The 21,209-nt window shown below is 58.0% G+C and carries 24 protein-coding genes, 1 tRNA gene and 1 pseudogene; 13 read left to right on the forward strand and 13 right to left on the reverse strand.

Annotation, left to right across the window (positions count from 1 at the left end; translation table 11 throughout):
- The first annotated feature begins 10 nt into the window (after nt 1-10).
- The 5 genes from bamC to AO240_RS25270 all read left to right on the forward strand — a co-directional run bounded on the left by bamC (nt 11) and on the right by AO240_RS25270 (nt 3,688).
- The gene (bamC, locus tag AO240_RS25250) at nt 11-1,126 is read left to right on the forward strand and encodes an outer membrane protein assembly factor BamC (RefSeq protein WP_099240154.1); all 1,116 of its coding nucleotides are present in this window, start codon (nt 11-13) and stop codon (nt 1,124-1,126) included.
- 4 nt (nt 1,127-1,130) lie between these two features.
- Complete coding sequence (locus AO240_RS25255; protein WP_058413281.1) at nt 1,131-1,889, forward strand: MBL fold metallo-hydrolase; 759 nt, start codon at nt 1,131-1,133, stop codon at nt 1,887-1,889.
- Nucleotides 1,890-1,916: 27 nt separating this feature from the next.
- Complete coding sequence (gene purC, locus AO240_RS25260) at nt 1,917-2,630, forward strand: phosphoribosylaminoimidazolesuccinocarboxamide synthase (RefSeq protein WP_058413280.1); 714 nt, start codon at nt 1,917-1,919, stop codon at nt 2,628-2,630.
- A gap of 83 nt (nt 2,631-2,713) precedes the next feature.
- A tRNA-Ser gene (locus tag AO240_RS25265) sits at nt 2,714-2,803 on the forward strand.
- Between the two features lie 618 nt (nt 2,804-3,421).
- Entirely contained in the window at nt 3,422-3,688 is a 267-nt protein-coding gene (locus AO240_RS25270; RefSeq protein WP_256586054.1) for a DUF6124 family protein, read from the forward strand.
- A 140-nt stretch (nt 3,689-3,828) separates the two neighbouring features.
- Here AO240_RS25270 and AO240_RS25275 read toward each other — a convergent pair whose 3' ends face one another.
- Entirely contained in the window at nt 3,829-4,029 is a 201-nt protein-coding gene (locus AO240_RS25275; protein ID WP_099240156.1) for a hypothetical protein, read from the reverse strand.
- A gap of 141 nt (nt 4,030-4,170) precedes the next feature.
- Here AO240_RS25275 and AO240_RS28565 point away from each other — a divergent pair, with 141 nt between their 5' ends.
- Nucleotides 4,171-4,326, forward strand: a complete 156-nt coding sequence (locus AO240_RS28565; RefSeq protein ID WP_158231402.1) for a hypothetical protein — start codon at nt 4,171-4,173, stop codon at nt 4,324-4,326.
- Nucleotides 4,327-4,480: 154 nt separating this feature from the next.
- Here AO240_RS28565 and AO240_RS25280 read toward each other — a convergent pair whose 3' ends face one another.
- From AO240_RS25280 to AO240_RS25290, 3 genes and pseudogenes are all read right to left on the reverse strand, one after another.
- Complete coding sequence (locus AO240_RS25280) at nt 4,481-4,864, reverse strand: hypothetical protein (protein WP_099240158.1); 384 nt, start codon at nt 4,862-4,864, stop codon at nt 4,481-4,483.
- The gene (locus tag AO240_RS25285) at nt 4,849-5,631 is read right to left on the reverse strand and encodes a hypothetical protein (protein ID WP_099240159.1); all 783 of its coding nucleotides are present in this window, start codon (nt 5,629-5,631) and stop codon (nt 4,849-4,851) included. The genes AO240_RS25280 and AO240_RS25285 overlap by 16 nt, the downstream gene beginning before the upstream one ends.
- 10 nt (nt 5,632-5,641) lie before the next feature.
- Nucleotides 5,642-6,187: pseudogene (locus AO240_RS25290) on the reverse strand (PAAR domain-containing protein).
- A 645-nt stretch (nt 6,188-6,832) separates the two neighbouring features.
- Here AO240_RS25290 and AO240_RS25295 point away from each other — a divergent pair.
- Complete coding sequence (locus AO240_RS25295) at nt 6,833-7,117, forward strand: DUF6124 family protein (protein WP_099240161.1); 285 nt, start codon at nt 6,833-6,835, stop codon at nt 7,115-7,117.
- Nucleotides 7,118-7,189: 72 nt separating this feature from the next.
- On the opposite strand, the gene AO240_RS25300 is transcribed toward AO240_RS25295, so the two are convergent.
- Entirely contained in the window at nt 7,190-8,416 is a 1,227-nt protein-coding gene (locus tag AO240_RS25300; protein ID WP_099240162.1) for an MFS transporter, read from the reverse strand.
- A gap of 287 nt (nt 8,417-8,703) precedes the next feature.
- On the opposite strand from AO240_RS25300, the gene AO240_RS25305 reads away from it, so the two are divergent.
- Entirely contained in the window at nt 8,704-8,958 is a 255-nt protein-coding gene (locus tag AO240_RS25305; RefSeq protein WP_099240164.1) for a hypothetical protein, read from the forward strand.
- 360 nt (nt 8,959-9,318) lie between these two features.
- Nucleotides 9,319-10,944 (forward strand): methyl-accepting chemotaxis protein, encoded by a 1,626-nt coding sequence (locus AO240_RS25310; RefSeq protein ID WP_099240165.1) that lies wholly within the window; start codon nt 9,319-9,321, stop codon nt 10,942-10,944.
- A gap of 4 nt (nt 10,945-10,948) precedes the next feature.
- On the opposite strand, the gene AO240_RS25315 is transcribed toward AO240_RS25310, so the two are convergent.
- Nucleotides 10,949-11,767: a hypothetical protein gene (locus tag AO240_RS25315; protein ID WP_099240361.1), complete on the reverse strand. Its 819-nt coding sequence runs from the start codon at nt 11,765-11,767 to the stop codon at nt 10,949-10,951.
- Between the two features lie 75 nt (nt 11,768-11,842).
- The gene (locus tag AO240_RS25320) at nt 11,843-12,046 is read right to left on the reverse strand and encodes a type II toxin-antitoxin system ParD family antitoxin (protein WP_256586055.1); all 204 of its coding nucleotides are present in this window, start codon (nt 12,044-12,046) and stop codon (nt 11,843-11,845) included.
- Between the two features lie 251 nt (nt 12,047-12,297).
- On the opposite strand from AO240_RS25320, the gene AO240_RS25325 reads away from it, so the two are divergent.
- Nucleotides 12,298-13,200: a LysR family transcriptional regulator gene (locus AO240_RS25325; protein ID WP_058411276.1), complete on the forward strand. Its 903-nt coding sequence runs from the start codon at nt 12,298-12,300 to the stop codon at nt 13,198-13,200.
- Here the strand turns inward: AO240_RS25325 and AO240_RS25330 are convergent.
- Nucleotides 13,192-13,950 carry a substrate-binding domain-containing protein gene (locus AO240_RS25330; protein WP_177445866.1) on the reverse strand — a complete coding sequence of 253 codons (759 nt, stop codon included), beginning with the start codon at nt 13,948-13,950 and terminating at the stop codon, nt 13,192-13,194. The genes AO240_RS25325 and AO240_RS25330 overlap by 9 nt on opposite strands.
- Entirely contained in the window at nt 13,950-15,254 is a 1,305-nt protein-coding gene (locus AO240_RS25335) for an MFS transporter (protein ID WP_099240171.1), read from the reverse strand. Before AO240_RS25335 ends, AO240_RS25330 begins: the two co-directional genes overlap by 1 nt.
- A gap of 198 nt (nt 15,255-15,452) precedes the next feature.
- On the opposite strand from AO240_RS25335, the gene AO240_RS28705 reads away from it, so the two are divergent.
- The 3 genes from AO240_RS28705 (at nt 15,453) to AO240_RS25345 (ending at nt 17,235) form a co-directional block, all read left to right on the forward strand.
- Nucleotides 15,453-15,596: a hypothetical protein gene (locus AO240_RS28705; RefSeq protein ID WP_177445867.1), complete on the forward strand. Its 144-nt coding sequence runs from the start codon at nt 15,453-15,455 to the stop codon at nt 15,594-15,596.
- Between the two features lie 233 nt (nt 15,597-15,829).
- Nucleotides 15,830-16,756, forward strand: a complete 927-nt coding sequence (locus tag AO240_RS25340; RefSeq protein WP_058411080.1) for a LysR substrate-binding domain-containing protein — start codon at nt 15,830-15,832, stop codon at nt 16,754-16,756.
- Nucleotides 16,757-16,872: 116 nt separating this feature from the next.
- Nucleotides 16,873-17,235, forward strand: a complete 363-nt coding sequence (locus AO240_RS25345; RefSeq protein WP_058411079.1) for a 5-carboxymethyl-2-hydroxymuconate Delta-isomerase — start codon at nt 16,873-16,875, stop codon at nt 17,233-17,235.
- A gap of 25 nt (nt 17,236-17,260) precedes the next feature.
- Here AO240_RS25345 and AO240_RS25350 read toward each other — a convergent pair whose 3' ends face one another.
- From AO240_RS25350 to AO240_RS25365, 4 genes are all read right to left on the reverse strand, one after another.
- Nucleotides 17,261-18,196 carry a LysR family transcriptional regulator gene (locus AO240_RS25350; RefSeq protein ID WP_099240173.1) on the reverse strand — a complete coding sequence of 312 codons (936 nt, stop codon included), beginning with the start codon at nt 18,194-18,196 and terminating at the stop codon, nt 17,261-17,263.
- A 137-nt stretch (nt 18,197-18,333) separates the two neighbouring features.
- The gene (locus tag AO240_RS25355) at nt 18,334-19,521 is read right to left on the reverse strand and encodes a cyanate transporter (RefSeq protein WP_099240175.1); all 1,188 of its coding nucleotides are present in this window, start codon (nt 19,519-19,521) and stop codon (nt 18,334-18,336) included.
- A gap of 170 nt (nt 19,522-19,691) precedes the next feature.
- Nucleotides 19,692-20,306, reverse strand: coding sequence for an NAD(P)-dependent oxidoreductase (locus AO240_RS25360; RefSeq protein WP_099240177.1), 615 nt, complete (start codon nt 20,304-20,306; stop codon nt 19,692-19,694).
- Nucleotides 20,307-20,340: 34 nt separating this feature from the next.
- Nucleotides 20,341-21,207, reverse strand: coding sequence for an MBL fold metallo-hydrolase (locus AO240_RS25365; protein WP_099240363.1), 867 nt, complete (start codon nt 21,205-21,207; stop codon nt 20,341-20,343).
- Between the last annotated feature and the right edge of the window lie 2 nt (nt 21,208-21,209).

The raw sequence follows: 21,209 nt of genomic DNA on the forward strand, positions 1-21,209 counted from the left end.
AGCACTACGCATGAAGCGATTGGCCGGACTTTCCGCACTTGCCTTGATTATCTCCAGCACCAGTGGCTGCGGTTGGATTTGGGGCCCGGATGGTTACTTCCGTGACCGCGGCAGCGATTACCTGGAAGCACAAGCAACCAAACCGATGCAACTGCCGCCGGACGTCAATGTCGCCAAGCGCCTTGACCCGTTGCTGCCTATCCCGCGCAACGTTGCCGACGACACCGCCAAGGGTGAGTACGTGGTGCCACGCCCACAGCCGATCACGGCCGTGGCTGACGCCAGCGACTACAGCCTGCAAAAGAGTGGCGACAACCGCTGGATCATCGCGCAACGCCCGCCTGCCGAAGTCTGGCCGGTGGCCGTGCAGTTCTTCCAGGACAACGGTTTTCGCATTGACCAGCAACGCCCGCAGACCGGTGAGTTCACCACGGCATGGCAGCGCAGCAGCGAACTCTCCGCCAACATGGCCCAGCGCCTGCAGGCGGGCGGTGTAGCCGCTGACAACGAAGCCCGTGTGCGTGTACGCATCGAGCCCGGCGTGCAGCGCAACACCAGTGAAGTCTACGTGGTCAGCGCCGAGCGCCCAGCCGGCAGCACCGCCAACGTCGACTTCACCCCGCGTTCGGTCAACTTGGGCGTTGACGCCGCGTTGGTCGACGAAATGCTGGCCAGCATGAGCCGTATCTCCGAGAAGGGCGGTTCCGTTTCCCTGCTCGCCGCACGCGATTACGACACGCCTAACCGCGTCAGCCTCACCGAAGACGGCAGCGGCAACGTGGTGCTCAACCTGGGTGAAGACCTCGACCGTGCCTGGGCCAGTGTAGGCCGCGCGCTGGAGAAGGGCCCTTGGCGCGTTGAAGACATCAACCGCAGCCTTGGCCTGTACTACATCAACGTGGCTGAAAAGGCCGTGAAGAAAGATGACGAGCCAGGTTTCTTCGGCAAATTGTTCGGCACCACGCCGACCAAGGAAGAAGTTGAAACTCGCGCTGAGCGTTACCAGGTTCGTTTGAGCAAGGTTGGCGAAAGCGTACAAGTCACCGTCGAGAAAAACATCAACACTGTCGCGCCAGCTGAAACAGCGCGCAAAGTGTTGGGCGTGATTCAGGACAACCTGGGCTGATCCGATGCGTTTTGCCGTTCTCGGCAGCGGTAGCCAAGGGAACGGCACGCTGGTCGCACATGACGACACGTATGTGCTGGTGGATTGTGGTTTCTCGTTAAAAGAAACCGAGCGGCGCCTGTTGCGTTTGGGGGTTCACCCCTCGCAACTGAGCGCGATTCTGGTAACCCACGAACATGCCGATCACGTGCATGGCGTGGGTTTGCTGTCTCGGCGCTACAATCTTCCGGTGTACCTGAGTCGCGGCACCTTGCGCGGGATGCGCAAACCCATAGAACCCGCAGGTTTCCTGGCCGGTGGCGAGCAGCTGCAAATTGGCGCGTTGAGCATCAATGTGATTGCTGTGGCGCACGACGCACAGGAGCCGACACAGTACGTATTCAGTGACGGCGAGCGACGTTTCGGCGTGCTCACCGACCTGGGCTCCTACTGCGCCAAGGTGCTGGACGGTTACCGCGACCTCGATGCATTGATGATCGAGTCCAACCACTGCCGAGACCTGCTGGCGCGTGGGCACTACCCGTACTTTCTCAAGCAGCGGGTGGGCGGCGAGCTGGGGCATTTGAACAACCACCAGGCCGCGTACCTGGTGTATGAGTTGGGCTGGCAAGACCTGCAACACCTGGTCCTGGCCCACCTGAGCAGCAAGAACAACCTGCCGACGCTTGCCCGGCAATGTTTTGTCGACACCCTTGGGTGCGACCCGGACTGGCTGCAATTGGCCGATCAAGATTCAGGGCTCGACTGGCGACACATCGCCTAGCCCACCTCACTCAAAGCGGAGCCCATCATGGAAAAACGTGAAGAACTCTACCGCGGCAAAGCCAAGTCGGTGTACAAAACCGACGACGCCAACCGCCTGATCCTGCTGTTTCGCAACGACACCTCGGCGTTCGACGGCAAGCGCATCGAACAGCTTGATCGCAAAGGCATGGTGAACAACAAGTTCAACGCCTTCATCATGCAGAAACTCGAAGCGGCCGGCATCCCGACCCAATTCGACAAATTGCTGGGCGACACCGAATGCCTGGTGAAAAAGCTCGATATGATCCCGGTCGAATGCGTCGTGCGTAACTACGCCGCCGGCAGCCTGGTCAAACGCCTCGGCGTGGAAGAGGGCCTCAAGCTCAACCCTTACACGTTTGAGCTGTTCCTGAAGGACGACGCCAAGGGCGACCCGTTCATCAACGAATCCCACGTTGTGGCCTTCGGCTGGGGCACCGCCGAGCAATTGGCGCGCATGAAAGAGTTGTCCCTCAAGGTCAACGAAGTGCTGAGCAAGCTGTTCGACGACGCTGGCCTGCTGCTGGTCGACTTCAAACTGGAATTCGGCGTGTTCCACGACGGCTCCATCGTCCTGGGCGACGAATTCAGCCCGGACGGCTGCCGCCTGTGGGACAAAGACACCAAGAAGAAGATGGACAAAGACCGCTTCCGCCAAGGCCTCGGTGACGTCATCGAAGCCTACGAAGAAGTCGCCAACCGCCTCGGCGTACCGCTTTAATCCACGCAAGCATCTGATAGAACGGAAAAAAATCGCTTTTGGGGTTTGCTTCCGCGAAACACACTGTTATGATGCGCGCCGTTGGAGAGATGCCAGAGTGGCCGAATGGGACGGATTCGAAATCCGTTGTACCTTCACCGGTACCTAGGGTTCGAATCCCTATCTCTCCGCCATTACATAGAAAAAGCCCCGTAGCTGAACAAGCTACGGGGCTTTTTCGTTTTCGATTGTACGATTCAATCCAAAGAAACCTGCGGGCTTTCTTCAAGCTTAGCGCTGGACAAGCCTTTTGCTTGCCTCAGGCTGTCGAATTTTGACCTGTGCCCGCAACGCTTCCAGATTCCATACTTCGGTCATATTCACTTCCTTTTGCGTGCTAGTGATTCAGTTTGGCGCGCGTCCTGCCCGGTAAGCGGCTAGAACTTCAATGTCAGTGTGTGCACGGTTTTGTGAAGGAGGTCACGAACAACCTGGTATTACTCCGCACAGCCAGCCCAAGAGCTACGCAAATTGTTGCAGTTTTCATGCAGGGTTGCGCTAGGTGAGACAGGGCGATACCCTTCCGCCGTCGCCCTCATGGCGACCGGTTTTGACAGACCGATGTACAGGTGTGCGACCTCCATACGATTACAGGCTTCTTCTGCTGTGACGTCGTTTTATGGCGGCTGTGCGTGGGGCATCTTCGGGTGCGCCGGGTCCTGTATACCGGTCTGTCAACCCGCGCATAGCTGCCACCTGTTCCTGTTTGACAGCAGGATGTGACAGCTCCCATTGCATACAGGAGCTACACAATGAACATGACCAACCTCGATTCAGATTCCGAGTTTTCCCCCCGCAAGATCTTCCACGTTGGCGCAGACGTCCGCACCGAAGAAGCCCTGGCAAACGCCTCCGAAATGCTTTCATCCGCACGCCAAACCGCCTATCAATGCGCCGAAGATCCGGACAGCACGCAGTCACTGGTAATCATGGGCTTGGCGCAATTGATCGAGAATGCCCAAGCGCTGGTGCATTCTGTGCTTGAGCGTGATTTCCCGGCAGATAAACCAGGCAAATAATGACCTGCATCTGAAACTGAAAAAGCCTGCTGAGCTCGATGCTCAGCAGGCTTTTTTGTCGATACTGTCTCTGGGAAACTCACGGATTGCGTAATCGCGCTCACGTCTCGCTCCATGCGGAACCTACCACGTCGCCTGGCTTAAGTGGCCAAAGCGTTCAGAACATGCACCGGGTCGTTATGAATGGCTTTTAACGATGCCTTTGCTGGCCCTGTTGCCTTGAGAATTTCTTTAACCTGCGTCGCATCAACATGGAATTCGCGGGATGGTTTACGTTCCCCTCGCAGGATCTCGTTCATTTCTTGAACACTTTCCATCAGCTCATCAAAAAGCTTGCTCATAGCTATCTCCAGTGCTCGATTGCAGCTTTCAACGATTTACGCTCGTCAGCGGTAAGCTCATCAATTTTAGCGCTTAAGCGGTTATTTCATGCAGCCAACATGCCGTTCCTTTTCCAAGTCCTTCAAAGCCCAAGTCATTCTATGTGTGCCCAGCCGGGCGCTTCGATTGTCAGCATCGCACTCAGCCATGACCTCAACGCAAACTTCGTCGACCAGTGGATTCGTCTGCAAGCGCAGAACATCAGCTGTTCGCTCGGACTTGAGTCCGAACAGTCGCTGACGCACAAGTGCGTGTAGCCGACCCGCGACGACGCCTTCGGCGCCGGGTCGTATCATGGCCAATGTTTTTTTGAAAGAATCGCAAGCGCAGCGTCCGATATAATTCGAGCAGTTTAAATGTAGGGGCTATGGAGCGCTTAAATATTTTTGCTTTTATCTTCTTGGCTAGTTTTCACACAGGGAGATTGGAGTTGTCTTTTTGGTAATGTTTAATTATTTCTGTCCATATATATTTGTATCGAAATTCGAGCCAGCGAATCAAAAGTCTATCTTTCTGCTGCCTGAAGTAGCTTTTTTTTCGAGCGTCCAACATGTTTTTTATATCTCGTTCTAAGCTTTCCAAGTTGAAGGCTGACCATATAACAGGTATTACAGATTCAAGGTTCGTATGGCAAACAGGAGCTACTTCATGATAGAGAATTCGCTTTATTTCTTCTGGGTCGTAGGCTTCTGTCTCACGCGCTATGGCCTGGTAGTCAACCTCGGTATCCACAAATGCGTCGGATAATGCCCAGTAGACGTATGACCGCTGCTCCTCTGTCATCGAACGCCCCATGTCAGGAACTCCTCCAGTTCGTCATCAAGACTATCCGCTGCATATTCACCAAGTATGCCCCCAGCAAGACTGCCGGCCAGTACGACAGCAATAGCGCAGAGAGGGGCTCCTGGGCCGCAAAGCAACGATACACTCAATCCTGCCATTGCGCCGCCCGCTGCACCTCCGCCCAGAATCATCCCCTGACGTCCGGTTTCTTTGGCTTTGTCATCTGCTTTATAAATTTCAGAGGCAGCGAATGCGGCGGTAATTACCCACGCTACTTTACCTGTCACTCTCATGATTTTAGTGCCACGAGTGACCTTGAGATTATCGACGCCGGACTTTTTAAAAATCAAGTGGTGGACTTTGGATTTTTCTACATCAGTCAAAAGATCAAACTTTTTCTTATAAAGTGAATGTGCATATTTGTCGAGGGTGGTTTGAAGTGTAGGCCCGTTTAGTTTTATGTTTTCCGCGACAGCGACGCCTTGGGCTGACGTGAATTTTCGATGCTCATTCATGATGTTGTTACGCATTTCTTGACAATACGCTACACCGTCTTTCGCGGTGAGTTTGCCTGCCATAACCTCAGCCTCAACCAATCGAGACATTTCTTGGATTTTGCTTTGGTATTTTAGGCGAGTGTTGGCGTCCTTTATAGCATCGGTGGCAAAGCGTGCTGCCGCACCTTCCATACCCGCTATCGCCATTTCCAATGGCGAACTGTGGAGGTCGTGCTCTCGTTTTAAAATGTAGCTGCCGGTAATGAGCATCGGTTCCGTCACGAGATGATCCTTATCCCTGAGTTTTATTGAGAATGTTATCGAGAATTGAAATGCCATCTGAAGGCTCTTCAGTTCCGTAATCAATTGCGGTACAGGCTTTACCTGTAGGGTTTAAGAATCTAACTGTATTTTTCGCGTCAAACACGCCCGGCATCACTGATCCGTCTTCGAAGTGTGCAGTACAGGAAAGCCCTTCATAGCTCTCGGTGGTCGGGATTTTAAAACCGATCCAATTGCCATGGAGGGGCATAGGGCTAGGCGGGATGAAAGGTGCTGGTGTATGGGAGTCACCGATAATTACCGTACCCTAGCCTCCAATCACTACATCGCCATGGCTGCCAACGGTCCCGACCACAGCAGCATTCTTGCCATTAATGAACACCGTCGCTGATACGCCTGAGGTTAAAGCACTGCCGCAAGTGCAAGAATCACCTCTGGTTGCGGCTGCTAGTCCGTCGAAGAACACGTCGGGAGAACCGGAAGAGATGACTTTGGGGCCATGCCCAGGCACAGGACAGGTGGTCGGATCGGTGATGCGTGCGGCTGGCTTCGCCATACTTGACTCCCTGTCATTGAATTTACTGGGGGCCAACTGTATCAGACTCCCCCGTAAAGGGCGCTTTGGAAAATGCACAGGATCGGTGTTTGGGACAGCCCGCCATTTATTCAGTTGTATAAGTTTGACTTCGCATTTTTTTGATGTGATTTTTTCCAGCAAATGAATATATGAATTTACGCAGCGGGATGGCTCGTGGGTGGTAAGCGTTTGTTACTTTTATTTGCGAAGCCTTACGCTTTTATAGCTCACTTAGCCACGTATAGACTTGCTCAGAATTTGGTAGAAATTGGGCTGTCTTGGTATCTTAACCTTGTTTATGAACTGAGCCTGGCGGTTCTTTTGCTGAATCTCAAACGGGACTATGCAGGGTTGCGCTGGCTGAGGCAGGGCGATACCCTTCCGCCGTCGCCCTCATGGCGACCGGTTTTGACAGACCGAATAACGTGCGATCTCTGTGCATCCCCAAAACTTGGTTCCAGACTCTTGCCTGTCTGTGCCCATCTGATATGGCGGCTGTACGTGGGGCACCTTCGGGTGCGCCGGGTTTCCACGTTTCCGGTCTGTCAACCCGCGTACAGCTGCCACCCAATCCTGTTTGACAGCAGGGAGTGGTAGCTCCTTTTCATTACGTGGAGCTACATCATGAAAAAGATCACGCCCAAACCAACTGATGCCTTCAACGCCATTTCAGACGACAAGCCTCGTAAAATATTCAACGTAGGCGCTGACATCGGCACCGAAGAAGCCCTGGCAAACGCCTCCGAAATCCTTTCATCCGCACTGCAAACCGCCTATCAATGCGCCGAAGATCCGCACAGCACGCAGTCACCCGTAATCATGGGCTTGGCGCAATTGATCGAGAATGCCCAAGCGCTGGTGCATTCTGTGCTTGAGCGTGATTTCCCGGCAGATAAACCAGGCAAATAATGACCAGCATCTGAAACAAAAAAAGCCTGCTGAGCTCGATGCTCAGCAGGCTTTTTAGTGGGCATCGCCTGATTAAGCAGGTTGCGCCACCACGTTATTACTAACGCTACGCCCCAGCACAAGCACGGTCACAAAACCGCAGCCGACCAGCACTGTGGCCAGGCTCAACAGCACCGAGCTGCCCATTTGATCAACAATCCGTCCGCCGAAGAATGAGCCCAAGGCAATAATCACTTGAAACAAGGCGACGAACAGCGGCATGCCGCGTTCGACGTCCTTGGGTGCTACGACGAACATCCAGATGCTGGCGCAGGCCGGGAAGGCGCCGAAGGCGAAGCCCCAGAGGACGATCAGCATGGCTGCGCCGGTCATGCCGGTGGCGAAGTAGGGGAATAGCGCGGTGCTGGTGCCGATCATCAACGCGACCAGCAGCAGGGTGTAACGCACGCTGCGGTTGGCGGCGAAACCGGCAAAGATGTTGCCCGCTACGCCAGCCACGCCGAACAGCAGTAGCAGTGAGCCGATGGTCGGGCCGTCGAAGCCGGCACTGTTTTTGAAGAACGGCGCGACGTAGGTGTATGCGGCAAAGTGCGCGAGGCCGATCAGCAGTACGGCGATCAAGCCGACTCGGGCTTGCGGGTTGATAAACAAGGCCGGCAGGTCGCGGATCTGAATGGCTTTTTCCGGGGTGAGGCGGGGCAGCAAAAATACCTGCGCCAACAGCACGGGTATGCCCACCAGTGCGGTGACCAGGAAGGTCATGCGCCAGCCCATCAGGCCGCTCAGCCAAGTGCCTACGGGCACGCCCAGAACGGTGGCCAGGGTCACACCGACCATGATGATCGAGGTGGCTTGGGCAACGCCCACGCCCTTGGGCGCCAGGCGGCTGCTGAGGGCGATGGCGGTTGCCCAAAAACCGCCGATGCTGATGCCCAGCAGGACGCGGCCGAACAGCAACAGGCTGAAGTCGCTCGCGTAGGCCACGACCGTGTTGGCGACGATCATGATCAGCGTCAGGCTGATGAGCAGATAACGGCGGTCCATCGCGCCAATGAACACCGACAGCAACGGCGCGGCGAGGGCGGCCATGATGCCGGGCAGCGTGACCATCAGGCCGGCGTGGCCGGCACTGATGCCGAGGTCGCTGGCGACGTCGTTGAGTACGCCCACCGGCAGAAATTCGCTGGTGACTAAGGCGAAGGCGCCCACGGCAACCGAGAGAATCGCCAGCCACTGCTGTACGACACTTTGTTGGCTATGTTCGGGGCGGCCGCTTAGGGCGGGGCTTGCGCTTGGCATTATGTTGGGTTCCGGGGGGAGAGCGCCTGACTTCAGGCGTGGGGACAGGAAAATAGGCGGCGATTATATAAATGGGTTTCAGCAATCAACTAGGCCGTCGTTTTGATAGTCACCATCAGTGCAATCAATTCGACCCCTCTGAGGTGGTTGGCCGCGCTATTACGCCTTTCTTACATGTTTCTCCAACATTGCCTACAGCGCACGCGTTGCGAGCCTCTGCGTAACTGACTACCTTGGGCTCAACGGTTTTTCAGGTAGAAATTCCCACACTGCAAAGGAAATGCATCATGAGCAAAAATACGAAAAAGACCTCCGGCAAAATGGCGACGTTGGCAGCAGAGGTGCTGAGTAATCCAAACGCCTCAGCCATCGCCAAAAGCCTTGCTGCCTCAGCGTTGGCTCAGAGTGGTACCGACAAGCAGACGAGTGCGCACATGGAAGAAAAAGCCGGGAAGGCGCTTCAGAGCGATAAATACAGTGAGGATACAAAATCCCTGGCTGCCTCGGTGCTCTCCCAAGCCAACAGAGCGCGGGGCAACTGAATACACGTATTTATCGCAGCACCGTTACACAGCAAAGCCCCGTAGGCGTTAAGCCTTGGGGCTTTTTCATTGTCGGGCGGTGCTGTGTTGATGATCATCGTGCGAATTACTGGGCGTGTATCAGGTGGCAATTGCCCAAGGGCTGACAGTGTCTTCACGCTTGATCTGCTACACCTTTTCGAGCCTCTGCGGCGCATGAAATGACCGCCAAAATACGTCAATGAATAGCGACGTGATCACCCATCTTTGAGCGTTTGATTCAGAGGCGCTTCGCCCACTCAATACACCGCTAAAGTCCTTGCTGCGTTGGCCGAAACACTCTCATACGATGTCGTATGCCTAATAAAAGAGAGCGCCAAAATGTCACTTCGCAGCCTGTCCATTGCCCGCCGTGCGGGTCTGGGTTTTGCCTTGATTGCTTTGCTCGTGGCGATGCTCGGGTTCTTCGCACTTTCCAACATGGCGAGCATTCGCGAAAGCGCGGTGCAGGTTGAAAGAGGTTTGGTGCCGAAGATGCGGCTGGTGTCTGACATTCGCGAAATCATGCTGCGCATTCGTACAATCTCTTTGCGTATGGCGCTCGACCCCAACCCTGCGAGCATGCCGCAATACCGCAGCCAGATGGACACGCGCAGCCAGGACCTGACGAAGAGGCTCGCGGACCTCAATGCCGTGATCGACACCCCGGAAGTGCGTGCGCTCTACGACCAGTTCCAAGTCTCTTTGCGCCAGTATCAGCAGGGGCTCGCGCAGTCCTTTGTGCTCGCCGACAAGCAACAGGGCGCCGAGCTCAACAAGTTGTTGCTGGTGGACATGAAAACCGTGGTCGATGGCTCGGGCAGCCAGCTGAATGCCTTGGCTGACTACTACAACGCGCAGATTAACCAGCAGGGCCAGACGGCCGAGTCGCAATACAGCCGCTCGCGCACCATGGTGTTCGGCTTCGTGATACTGGCGGCTCTGAGCACGGTGGCCCTGGCCTGGTTGCTGACCCGCAGCATTGTCGGTCCATTGGGGCAGGCGATGCGCGCGGCTGAAAACGTGGCGCAGGGTGATTTGACCCAGACCGTGCAAGTCACCGGCAACGATGAAGTGACCCGTTTGCTCGTGGCGCTGCAAAGCATGCAGGGTAGTCTGCGCAGCACCTTGCAACTGATTCGGCAGTCGGCCGGGCAAATGGCCGCATCCGCCACCGACCTCAATGGTATTACCGATCAGAGCAGCCGCAGCCTGCAACAGCAGACCGCAGAAATTGAACAGGCGGCTACGGCGGTCAATGAGATGACCTCGGCCGCTGAAGAGGTGGCACGCAATGCGGTTTCAACCTCCGAGTCGACCCGGCTCTCCAACGAAACAGCGCGTGAAGGTCAGCACCGTGTCGGCGAGACAGTTACCGCGATTCAGGCACTGAGCAGCAACATCGGTGAAACCTCGACCCTGGTGCAAAACCTCGCCGAGCAATCGCGCGATATCGGCAAGGTGCTTGACGTGATTCGCTCCATCGCCGAGCAGACCAACCTGCTGGCGCTGAACGCCGCCATCGAGGCCGCGCGTGCCGGTGAGTCTGGCCGTGGGTTTGCGGTGGTGGCTGATGAGGTGCGGGCGTTGGCTCACCGTACGCAGCAATCGACCCTGGAAATCGACCAGATGGTGACTGCCATGCGTACCGGCTCCAACCAGGCGTTGACGTCCATGCAGTCGAGCACACAGCGTGCCACCGACACCTTGATTCTCGCCGAAGGGGCGGGCGGCGCGTTGAGTCAGATCACCGACTCCATCGACCAGATTTACCAGCGCAACCTGGTGATCGCGAGTGCCGCCGAGGAGCAGGCGCAGGTGGCCAAGGAGGTGGACCGCAACATCGTGAATATCCGTGATTTGTCGGCGCAGTCGTCTTCCGGTGCGGGGCAAATCAACGGTTCCAGCCATGAGCTGGCGCGTTTGGCGGTGGAGCTGAACCAGGCGGTGGCGCGGTTTCAGCTGTAGCCTGTCAAGGGGCGACCGCGCGGGTGTCGGGCACTAATTCCAACACCCGATTGCGGCCACCCTCGGCCAGCAGGTAGGTGCCTCGACCGGTCGCGACGATGGACTGCGGCGCCTTTAAAAACGTAAGGATGGTGCGCTGTTTTCCCTCCGGGCTCACCAGCAGTAACCTTGCGCGGTGGGTCGAGTCTTCGTTGATCCACAAGCCGCGTTGGTCGCACATCAAGAACGTCGGTTTGTTCAAGCCTGCCAGCACCACCGGGTCACTGCCGTCATCGGTCAGTTCGCGCACCACGCCCTTTGCCTTTTCTGTGTAGAGCATTCGCCCATCGGTGCAGCGCGTGATGGACTCGCCTTCGTGCAGTTGGTCACGCAGCACGGTCAGCGATTGGTCGCTCCAGCGATAGCGCAGGATTCGCCCGTCTTGCTTGCGGTCTTCGATGGCGTAGAGGTCATCACCCTCGCCCCACAAGCCTTGTACGTTTTCGCCGCGAAACAGCTCAGTCACCGCGCCGTCCTTCAGAAAGTTGACGGGGGCGTTGCCGGTTTCCTGGCTGAACACCCAGCCACCGCGAGCAGCGAACATGCCGTCAGGTTTGGACAGGTTGGCCACCACCACTTCGCGGTGCCCATCGGGGTGGATGCGCACGATGCTGCCTTGCGCATCGTCGAGTTCCTGGCTGACCATCAACGAGCCGTCCGGTAACGGCATCAGCGAGGCGGCTTTCGGTACATCGCGATGCACCGTCTTGACACTCCAACCGGTGGCCGCGCTGACGGGGTAAAAGCTTTGCCAGGCGAAAAAGCCCAAGGCTGCAATGCCCATCAGGCCGAGCAGGCTCAAGCCCCACCGCAGAGGCCTATACAAAAAAACGGTGCCCTTCACATTGATCTTCCTTGTTTATTCATTACGCTGTCGTCGGGCTGCCATGTGTTCGCGAGCTTGCGTGGCCGACCTTGCCCGCCCAGGGTCAGCCTTGAGGGCGGCAGCCGCCGGAATAACCTGGTCGCGCAACCAGTCTTTCATGGCTCGGTCACGCGTCAGCAGCGCTTTGAGGCTATCGCGAACTACTTCACTTTCAGTCGCATATTCAGCGGCAGCCATTATTGCCCGTCCAAAAAAATTCTGAATGTTGGCAGGTTTTCATGCGCATCTGTCTCTCCGGTTGCGTCATTCAAGCCGCAAGTATTGACGCTTTTTCGCGGCGGTGTGGCGCCGGCCGGCAAATAACTCACTGATATGTATGACTTCATATTTGAAGTAGGGTTATTAGCCCTCGCGGCCCCAGCCACGCATGGCGCCCGGTGACCGTCCATACGATAATGCCCGCCACATCGACCACACTGGCCTTTTTCGTGATCATCAACTTCGACCTCAACGACCTCCAAGCCTTCCGCGCCGTGGTAGACAAGGGCAGTTTTCGCGGTGCCGCCGAGGCGATCCGTATTTCGCAGCCCGCGCTCAGCCGGCGTATCGAAAAGCTTGAGTCTGCGCTGGATGTAAAACTCTTCGAGCGCACCACGCGGCGGGTCAGCCTGACCATGGTTGGGCGGGCGTTCCTGCCGCAAGTCGAGCGCATGCTCGATGACCTCGACATCGCCTTGATGGGCATCAGCAACGTTGCGTCCACGCGTATGGGCAACGTCACCATTGCCTGTGTGCCGTCCACCGCTTACTACTTCATGCCCCATGTGATCTCTGCGTTTCACACGCTGTACCCGAAGATTCGCCTGCGCGTGCTGGATGCCAGCGCGGGCGAGGTGTGCAATGCGGTGGAGAGTGGTGAGGCGGATTTCGGCGTGAGTTTCAGCGGCAGCTTGTCCGATGAAGTGGAATTCGAGCTGCTGTTGCAGGAGCGCTACGTGCTGGCGTGCAGGCGTGATCATCCGTTGGCCGAGCGTGAAAGCGTGGCCTGGGCCGAGGCCTATGAGCACGACTACATCACCGTGGATAAAACCTCGGGCAATCGCTTTTTGCTCGATCAGGCCTTGCGCGGTGTACGCGTGAAAAAACCGAGTATCTGCGAGACGCACCACGTGACCACGATGATCGGGCTGGTGGAGGCGGGGTTGGGCGTGGCGATGGTGCCGTCGATTGCGATGCCGGCGGGCACGCACCCGATTCTGGTGAGTGTGCCGCTGGTGGAACCGCAGGTGATGCGCAATGTGGGCTTGATCAAACGCCGCGGGCGGACATTGCCGCCAGCGGCGCTGGAGTTGGAGCGGTTAGTGCGCGAGATGCCGTTTCGGTCAGCGTGATACCGAGTCCAGGCCGGTGGATTGCACCACCGGTTGCGCCTCGGGCGACGCCATAAATTGCAGTAGCGCCTTGGCCTGCGCCGGGTGTTCGGCGTTAACCGGAATGCCGGCGGCAAAGCGCGTCACCGATTGCACGTCTTCCGGGATTTTGCCGACGTACGTCACGCCCGGCACCGGCAACAATTCCGCGACCTGCTGCAAGCCCACCTCGTAGTCACCCTTGGCCACCACTGAAGCCACCGGGATGCGTTCGATCATCTTGCCTTTGGCCGGCATGCCGAGCTTCTTGAACAGCTCCTGCTCTACATACACGCCGCTGGCGCTGTCCGAATACGCCACGGACTTGGCTTGGCTCAGCACCGCCTTCAGTTCGGCATCGGTGCCGATCGCAGGTTTGGCCGCGCCTTGCTTCACTACCATGCCGATGCGCGAATCCGCCAGTTCCACGCGCGAGGCCTTGTCGACCTTGCCCTGTTTGATCAAGTCATCCAGCGCGTAGCCGACCATGATCACCACATCGGCATGTTCGCCACGCGCCAGGCGGTTGGGAATCGCTTCCGGCGCCTTGCCCATCGACGGGCCGAGGAAGGTCTGGAGCGTATCGCCGCTTTGCTTGGCGTATTGCGGGCCGAGCAATTGATACGCGGCGGTGAAACCGCCCGAGGTCATCACCTTGAGTTCTTCCGCCTGTGCCGTCAGCGCCAGGGCGCCGAGGGCCAGGGCCGTGAGTGTGTTGCGCAGCGCTGTCATCACACAGCCCCCTGCATCACTTGCCCACGGGCGTTGGCGCGGCGATACAGCGCAAGGGTCGAGCACAGGGCGCACAACGCGGCAAACATCATCCAATAGGCCGGCGAGGCCTTGTCTTCGGTGATGTGAATGAACCAGGTCGAGATCGCCGGGGTGAACCCGCCAAAAATCGCGGTGGCCAGGCTATACGCCAGGGAGAAACCGGCCACGCGTACTTCCACCGGCATGATTTCGGTCAGCGCCGGGATCATCGCGCCGTTGTACATGCCGTACAGGAACGAGAACCACAGCAAGGTTTCGAGCATGTGCGCGAAGCTCGGCGCGTTCACCACATACGACAGCGCAGGGTAAGCGGTGAGGACGGTCAGCGCGGTCATGGCGACCAACACCGGCTTGCGGCCAAAGCGGTCGCTCAAGGTGCCGCCAATCGGCAGCCAGACAAAGTTCGACACCGCCACCAGCAGCGTCACCAGCAGGGCATCCGAGGTGCTCAGTTTCAACACGGTTTTGCCGAAGGTCGGCGCGTACACGGTGATCAGGTAGAACGCGGTGGTGGTCATGGCCACCATCAGCATGCCGCCAATCACCATCGTCCAGTTTTTCGCCAACGTGGCCAGTACTTCGCGCATGGTGGGGCGATGCGTGCGGTTGGCGAACTCTTCGGTTTCCTGCAAGTTACGGCGCAGCACGAAGATGAACGGGATGATCACGCAACCGACGGCAAACGGAATGCGCCAGCCCCAATCGGCAACGACCGCAGGTTCCATCCACACGTTCAGGCCATAGCCGAGTGCAGCGGCGACCACGATGGAGATCTGTTGGCTGCCCGATTGCCAGCTGGTGTAGAAACCCTTGCGGCCTGGCGTGGCCATTTCGGAGAGGTAAACCGACACGCCGCCCAGTTCCGCACCGGCCGAGAAGCCTTGCAGCAAGCGACCCAGCAATACCAGCAGCGGTGCCCACAGGCCGATGGTTTGATAACCCGGCACCAGCACGATCAACAGCGTGCCGCTGGCCATGATCGACAAGGTCACGATCAACCCTTTGCGGCGACCGACATCATCGATGTAAGCACCCAAAATAATTGCGCCGAGTGGACGCATCAAGAAGCCTGCGCCGAACACGGCGAAGGTCATCATCAATGAAGCGAACTCATTGGCGGCGGGGAAAAACGCAGCGGCGATGTAGGTGGCGTAGAAGCCGAACAGAAAGAAATCGAACTGTTCGAGGAAGTTACCGGAAGTTACGCGGAAAACCGCACCAACTTTCGAACGGGCAGAATCGGGCCGGGAAGGGCTAGTCATGGTTTTGTGTCTCCAGCGTTCTTTTTAAAGTGCTTGTCTCGCTTAAGACCGCGGATAGTGGCTGACACATTTAGAAATGATAAGTGAGTAATTTGGATAGATTGATGCGCGCAGACTATCAATCCCGCCACACCTCCAAAATCCCGCGCCTGATCTATGCTTGAAATGCTGATCAATGCTTGATGAAGGGAGGTGCCAATGGCTGACGAACACGAACCGCATGATAAGCCCACGCGTGAGCAACCCCGACAGCGCGAGGAAGAAAAGCCCCAGACCTGGAAGCACCCGGACGACGGCACGGAGCTTTCCGAGCAAGATCAGGAACGCCCGCTCAAACCCTGAACGCCCCAAACCGCTCAATCGCTCCGATCTCACTAACTGAACTCAGTCAAATGTGGGAGCGGGCTTGCTCGCGATGGCGGTGCACCAGCCGACGAATCTGTTGACTGACACACCGCCATCGCGAGCAAGCCCGCTCCCACAGTAGATCGGAGGTGTTTTCGCGGCGTCTAATAGACGCAGCCCCGCGGGCTTTCTACACTGCGGGCTGTCTTGGGGAATGGGGCGAGCGCCGAATGAATCGCAATGAATTACGCAAGGCCGACATCAATCTGATGGTGGTCTTTGAAACATTGATGCTCGAACGCAATGTAACCCGGGTAGCAGAGAAGCTGTTTCTCGGCCAGCCGACCATCAGTTCTGCCCTTAACCGGCTGCGCACGCTGTTCAATGACCCGCTGTTCATTCGCGTCGGCCATCGCATGGAGCCTACCGCCCGCGCAGAAGAGATCATCAAGCACCTGTCGCCGGCCCTTGATTCATTGTCGTCGGCGCTGAGCCTGACCCACGATTTTGACCCGTCCATCAGCACCATGACCTTTCGCATCGGCCTGTCCGATGACGTTGAATTCGGCCTGCTGCCACCGTTGCTGCGGGCCTTGCGCCAGGAAGCGCCGTCGGTGGTGTTCGTGGTGCAGCACGTTGATTACTGGCGCATCCCGGACCTGCTGGCGTCCGGCGATATTACCGTTGGCATCACCCAGACACGCGGCCTGCCGGCGAATGCCAAACGCAAACTGTTGCGGCATATACGGCCGTGCCTGTTGCGTGCCGATGCCTCGGACACACCGCTGACCCTCGACGAATATTGCGCACGGCCGCATGTGCTGGTGTCCCACACCGCCAACGTGTCCGGGTTTGCCGATGAATGGCTGGCAGAGATTGGCCGCAAGCGTCACGTGGTACTGTCGGTGCCGCAATACAGCGCGTTGCCGGCGCTGCTTGCCGGCACCGACATGATCGCCAGCCTGCCGGACTACACCGCTCACGCCATGGCCGCTGGCGGGCAGTTGTTTTGCGAGGCGTTTCCGTTCGAAACGCCGACCCTGGATTTGTCGATGGTCTGGCTCAGCCACGTGGACACCGACCCGGCGGAACGCTGGATGCGCTCGCGGCTGGAGGCGTTCATGAGCCAGCGCGAGACGCTGGCGGCAACCTCCTGAGGTAGCTTCATCAGGCAGACCCATCGATGGCGTCGCCTTCACGCTGCACGCGCGCGGGGCCGGTTCGGCCTTGTGCTATACGTACCACTCTATACCCACAACCATCAGGAGCTTTCATGCCGCACTTGCATCTGGAATACACCGCCAACCTGCCGGACCTTGCCGTCGAAAAAACCCTGTTGCGGCTCAACAACGTGCTAATGGCGTCCGGGCAGTTCGGCGCCGAGTTCGATATCAAAAGCCGCGCAATCAAGCTTGAGAGTTTCCAGGTCGGCACGTCCATCGCCCCGCGCGGTTTTATCGCGTTAAAACTGTCGCTGCTCAGCGGGCGCTCACCGCAGGTCAAAAAGCAACTGTCGGAAAGCCTGCTGGCGGTGTTGCAGGATATGGGCGACTGGCCAGCGGATATTCAGGTTCAACTGAGTGTGCTGCTGGTAGACATGGACCGCGACTCCTACAGCAAAGTCGCGATCGGCTGAGCGCAATTAAGCGCGGCGAGGGCGCTTAAACTAACGCTTGGTCCGCGCAGACTTTTACCACTTGTTCTCTGAACCACGTATTGGCGCTGTCTTGCGCACTGGTCGGGTTCCAGTGCATGTCCAGAGTGAACCCCGGTAAACCCTCGGGGGCTTCGCAATGGCCGAACACCGCTGCTGGCGCCAATTGCTGTTGCACACGGCGGGGCAGGGTGAGGATAAAGTCGGTGCCGGTGATCATCTTCAGCGCTGCGCTGTAGCTGTTGGCCCGGGCGATTACCTGACGTTTGTGAGACTGGCGTGCAAGCCAGCCGTCGATCATGTTGGTGTCGGAGGTCCACGGCGTGGGGAACACGTGGCGGCGCTCGGTAAACGCCTCCAGGCTGAACGCCGGCGCCTGCGGTGCCCAACGTTTATCGAACACACACACCAAGTCGTCCTCCAGCAGCTTCTGCGTTTTGAACTCTTTGTGGGCGCGGTGAAAGTTCGGGCCGAAGCCGATCACCAGGTCCAGGCGGCCTTCGCGCAGGTCATTGGCGGGGATCTCGGCTTCCAGCTTCTGCACATTGACGATCACCGGCAGGTCGGCGCGGTCGAAGTTTTTCAACAGGCGCGGCAAAATCAACTGTTCGAAGTATTCCGGCGCGCACACGTTGAAGGTCACGGCCTTGTGCGCCGGGTCGAAGGCCTCGCGACCGGCGTGGCACAGGTTGATGCTTTTGAGGATCTCCTGCACATGCCCGTACATGGTGGTGGCTTTGTCCGTAGGGCGCATGCCCGCGCGCGTGTTGATAAACAGTTCATCCTCAAAACTGGTGCGCAGTTTCTTCAGGCTGTAGCTCACGGTGGACTGGCTGACGAACAGCGTTTCAGACACCTCGGTAACGCTGCTCTGGTCGTAGACGGCGATAAACACCATCAAGTCCTGCATATCGAGCTTTCTGAGCAAATTACTGTTTAGCATCCATTCCGTCCGGTAATCCTTGGCACTGAGGCAGCGCGCGACAAGGGCAAAAGCTTAACGGAACGGTCGTGCCAATAGAAAGCTTTGTAGGGGATTTGTATGTTTGGCGTGGGACAAATTATGTTGGCAACACGACGTCAGCGGATATGTTGCGCGTAATGCTTTGGGTTAAACCGCGTGACGATCGCCAGCATCACCGCGATTACCGCCGTCAGCGACCACCAGGCCCATTCGAAGCTGCCCAATTGATCGCGGATCATCCCGGCAATAAGTGGCGACAGGCCAGCAATCAAGTAACCAATACCTTGCACAAACGCGGTCAGGCCACCGGCGCGGCGCGGGTTGTTCACGTGGTCGAGGGACAGGATCAGGCTCATCGGGAACAAGCCGCCGATACCCAAGCCGAGCAGGCACGGCCACAGCAGGCTGATGTGTTGCGGGCTTAAAATCAGCCCGCAAAAACCGAGGATGATCAGTACCAGCAGCACGGCGACCACGCCGCGTTTATCCTGGCGGCGGTTGGCGATAGCCGGCGTCACCAGCCCGGACACCACCTCCATCGCGGTCAAGAAACCCAACAGCAAACCGGCGTTCTGCTCGCTCCAGCCCAGCTCCACGTAGTACGGCGCCAGCCACGCGAGCACGCAGGTGTAGGACGCCGTACCGAGGCCGAAAAAGATCGCCAGCAACCACGCCCGGCGATTCCCGAAAAACGTTTCTTGCGGGCGGTAATCGGCTTGCGGTAATGCAGGCATTGCCGAACGCTGCGCAGACCAGAACAGCAGTGCCAGCAACGCGAGTGCCGCCCAAATTGCCAGGCCGATGCGCCAACTGCCGGTGTGCACTTGCACAAAAGGTGCGAACGAAGCCGCCAGCGCTGCGCCACCCATGATGGCGGTGACGTAAACGCCCATGAACAGTGAAACGTTGTTGCGAAAGTGTGTCTTGATCAGCGCCGGCATCAAGGCCTGGATCAGCGCAATACCGACACCTGCCGCAATCGCGCTGGCGATCAGCGCCGAGGCCGAATCCACAAACAGCCGTGACAGTGTGGCCAGGCCAATCACCAGCAACGCCAGCACTGTGCTGCGGTGCTCGCCAAAACGCTTGGCCAGGCCCATGCCGAAGAACATCGCCAAGCCCATGGCCATTACCGGCAGCATGGTCAGCAACGCCGCGCCGCTGAAACTCAGCGGCACCTCGCCACGAATCGATGACAATAAAGGCCCGATGGCGGCCATTGATGGGCGCAGGTTAAGGGCGACCATGACAATGCTGAGCATCAGCCAAACGCTGGTGTTGGGTTTTGCGTGAACGGTTTCCATGGGCAGGCCTTGAATAGACAAGGCCAGATCAGGCCACGCATGGGCAAGAGGGGCAAACGAGAAAATCGCAGGCGCTATCTAAAAATTGCAGACGGCAGGTTTTTGCAGTGAACGGGTTTGCACACTGAGCGGGCTAACTCACAGCATTAGCCCGCTCAATGCGCTGTGGCTCAGTAACCCACGGTAAAGCGCTGGCGCGAATGCTTTGGTGTTTCCACTTCATCAATCAACGCAATGGCGTAGTCGGCGAAACTGATCCAGCTTCGGCCTTCAGCGCTCACCAGCAGCTCATCCTGGCCGACACGGAAGTTGCCGGTGCGCTCGGTCTCTACAAACTCCGCAGACGGCGACAAAAACGTCCAATCCAGGTGCTGTTCCTGACGCAGCACGTCGAGGAATTCAGCCCCGGCGCTGGCTTCAGCTTTGTATTCAGCGGGGAAGCCAGGGCTGTCGATGACGCGGCTGCCATCCGGCAACAGCAACGAACCCGCACCGCCCACCACCAGCAGGCGTTTTACACCGGCTTTGGTTACCGGGCCGATCACGGCACTGGCCGGCAGCGTGGCGAAGTGCGCCGCACTGATCACCACATCGCTGCCGCTGACGGCCTGTTGCAACGCCTCGGCATTCAGCGCGTCGACTTGCTTGACGGTCACGCCTGGGCGCGCAGTCAGCGTGTCGGTATTACGCGCAATGGCTGTAACGGTATGCCCACGGCGCAGCGCTTCTTCCAGCAGTTGGCTACCGGCACGGCCAGTAGCACCAATGATTGCGATCTTGCTCATGCAGTTCTCCAGTCAGTCAGGGTTTAAAAACCATTTACCACTTCATTTCGCCCTTGGCGACTTTGGCGCTGAGTTCCAGCGAGCTTTCGTCGGCGAGGTTCGGGTAGCGTTTTTTCATGGCCGCGATCAAGGCGGCGGAGTCTTTGGCTTTGGCGGTTTCGAGGTCAAAGGCTTTGATGTAGTCGGCGGTAAAGGCCACCGATTTCAGTGACGGGCTGCCCAGGTAATGGCCCGGAATCACCGTGAGCGGTTTCAGTTGTTCGATGCGTTGCAGCGTCGCCAACCAGTCTTTGTGGGACTGCGCGCTCTGCGTGTCGGCCATCCACACGTGGATGTTTTCGGCGACCACTACGCCACCCACTACTGCCTTGATCGAGGGGATCCACACAAAGCTGCGATCCGGCTGCGCGCCGTCCAGGCCGATCACTTCCAATGGCTGGCCTTCGAGCGTCAGGCTGTGGCCTTCAAGCACTTGCGGCACGATGGTTTTGGCCGGTTTGTCGGCGCCCATTTTCGGCCCCCAGAATTCCAGCTTGCCGGCCACCGTGGCCTTGATATGGTCGACCACCGGCTGCGGCGCCAGCACCTTGGCGTCGGGGAAGGCGGCGGTCAGGGTGTCGAGGCCGAAGTAGTAGTCCGGGTCGCCGTGGCTGATGTAGATGGTGGTCAGGTGTTTGCCGCTGGCGCGGATTTTTTGCACCAGTTGCTCGGCCTGGCTTTTGCCGAATTGCGCGTCCACCAGAATCGCGTCTTTGGCGCCACTGACCAATACCGAACTGACCGGGAAGATGGCTTCAGCGCCTGGGTTGTACACGTCGAGCGTAAGGGCGGCTGCCGACGCCTGGGCGGCGAAGGCCAGCGCGGTGGTCGCCAGGGTCAGGCGCTTGAGGGTGGTTAACATGC

Origin of the sequence: Pseudomonas sp. ICMP 460 (assembly GCF_002723595.1) — a bacterium.
Lineage (GTDB): Bacteria > Pseudomonadota > Gammaproteobacteria > Pseudomonadales > Pseudomonadaceae > Aquipseudomonas > Aquipseudomonas kitaguniensis.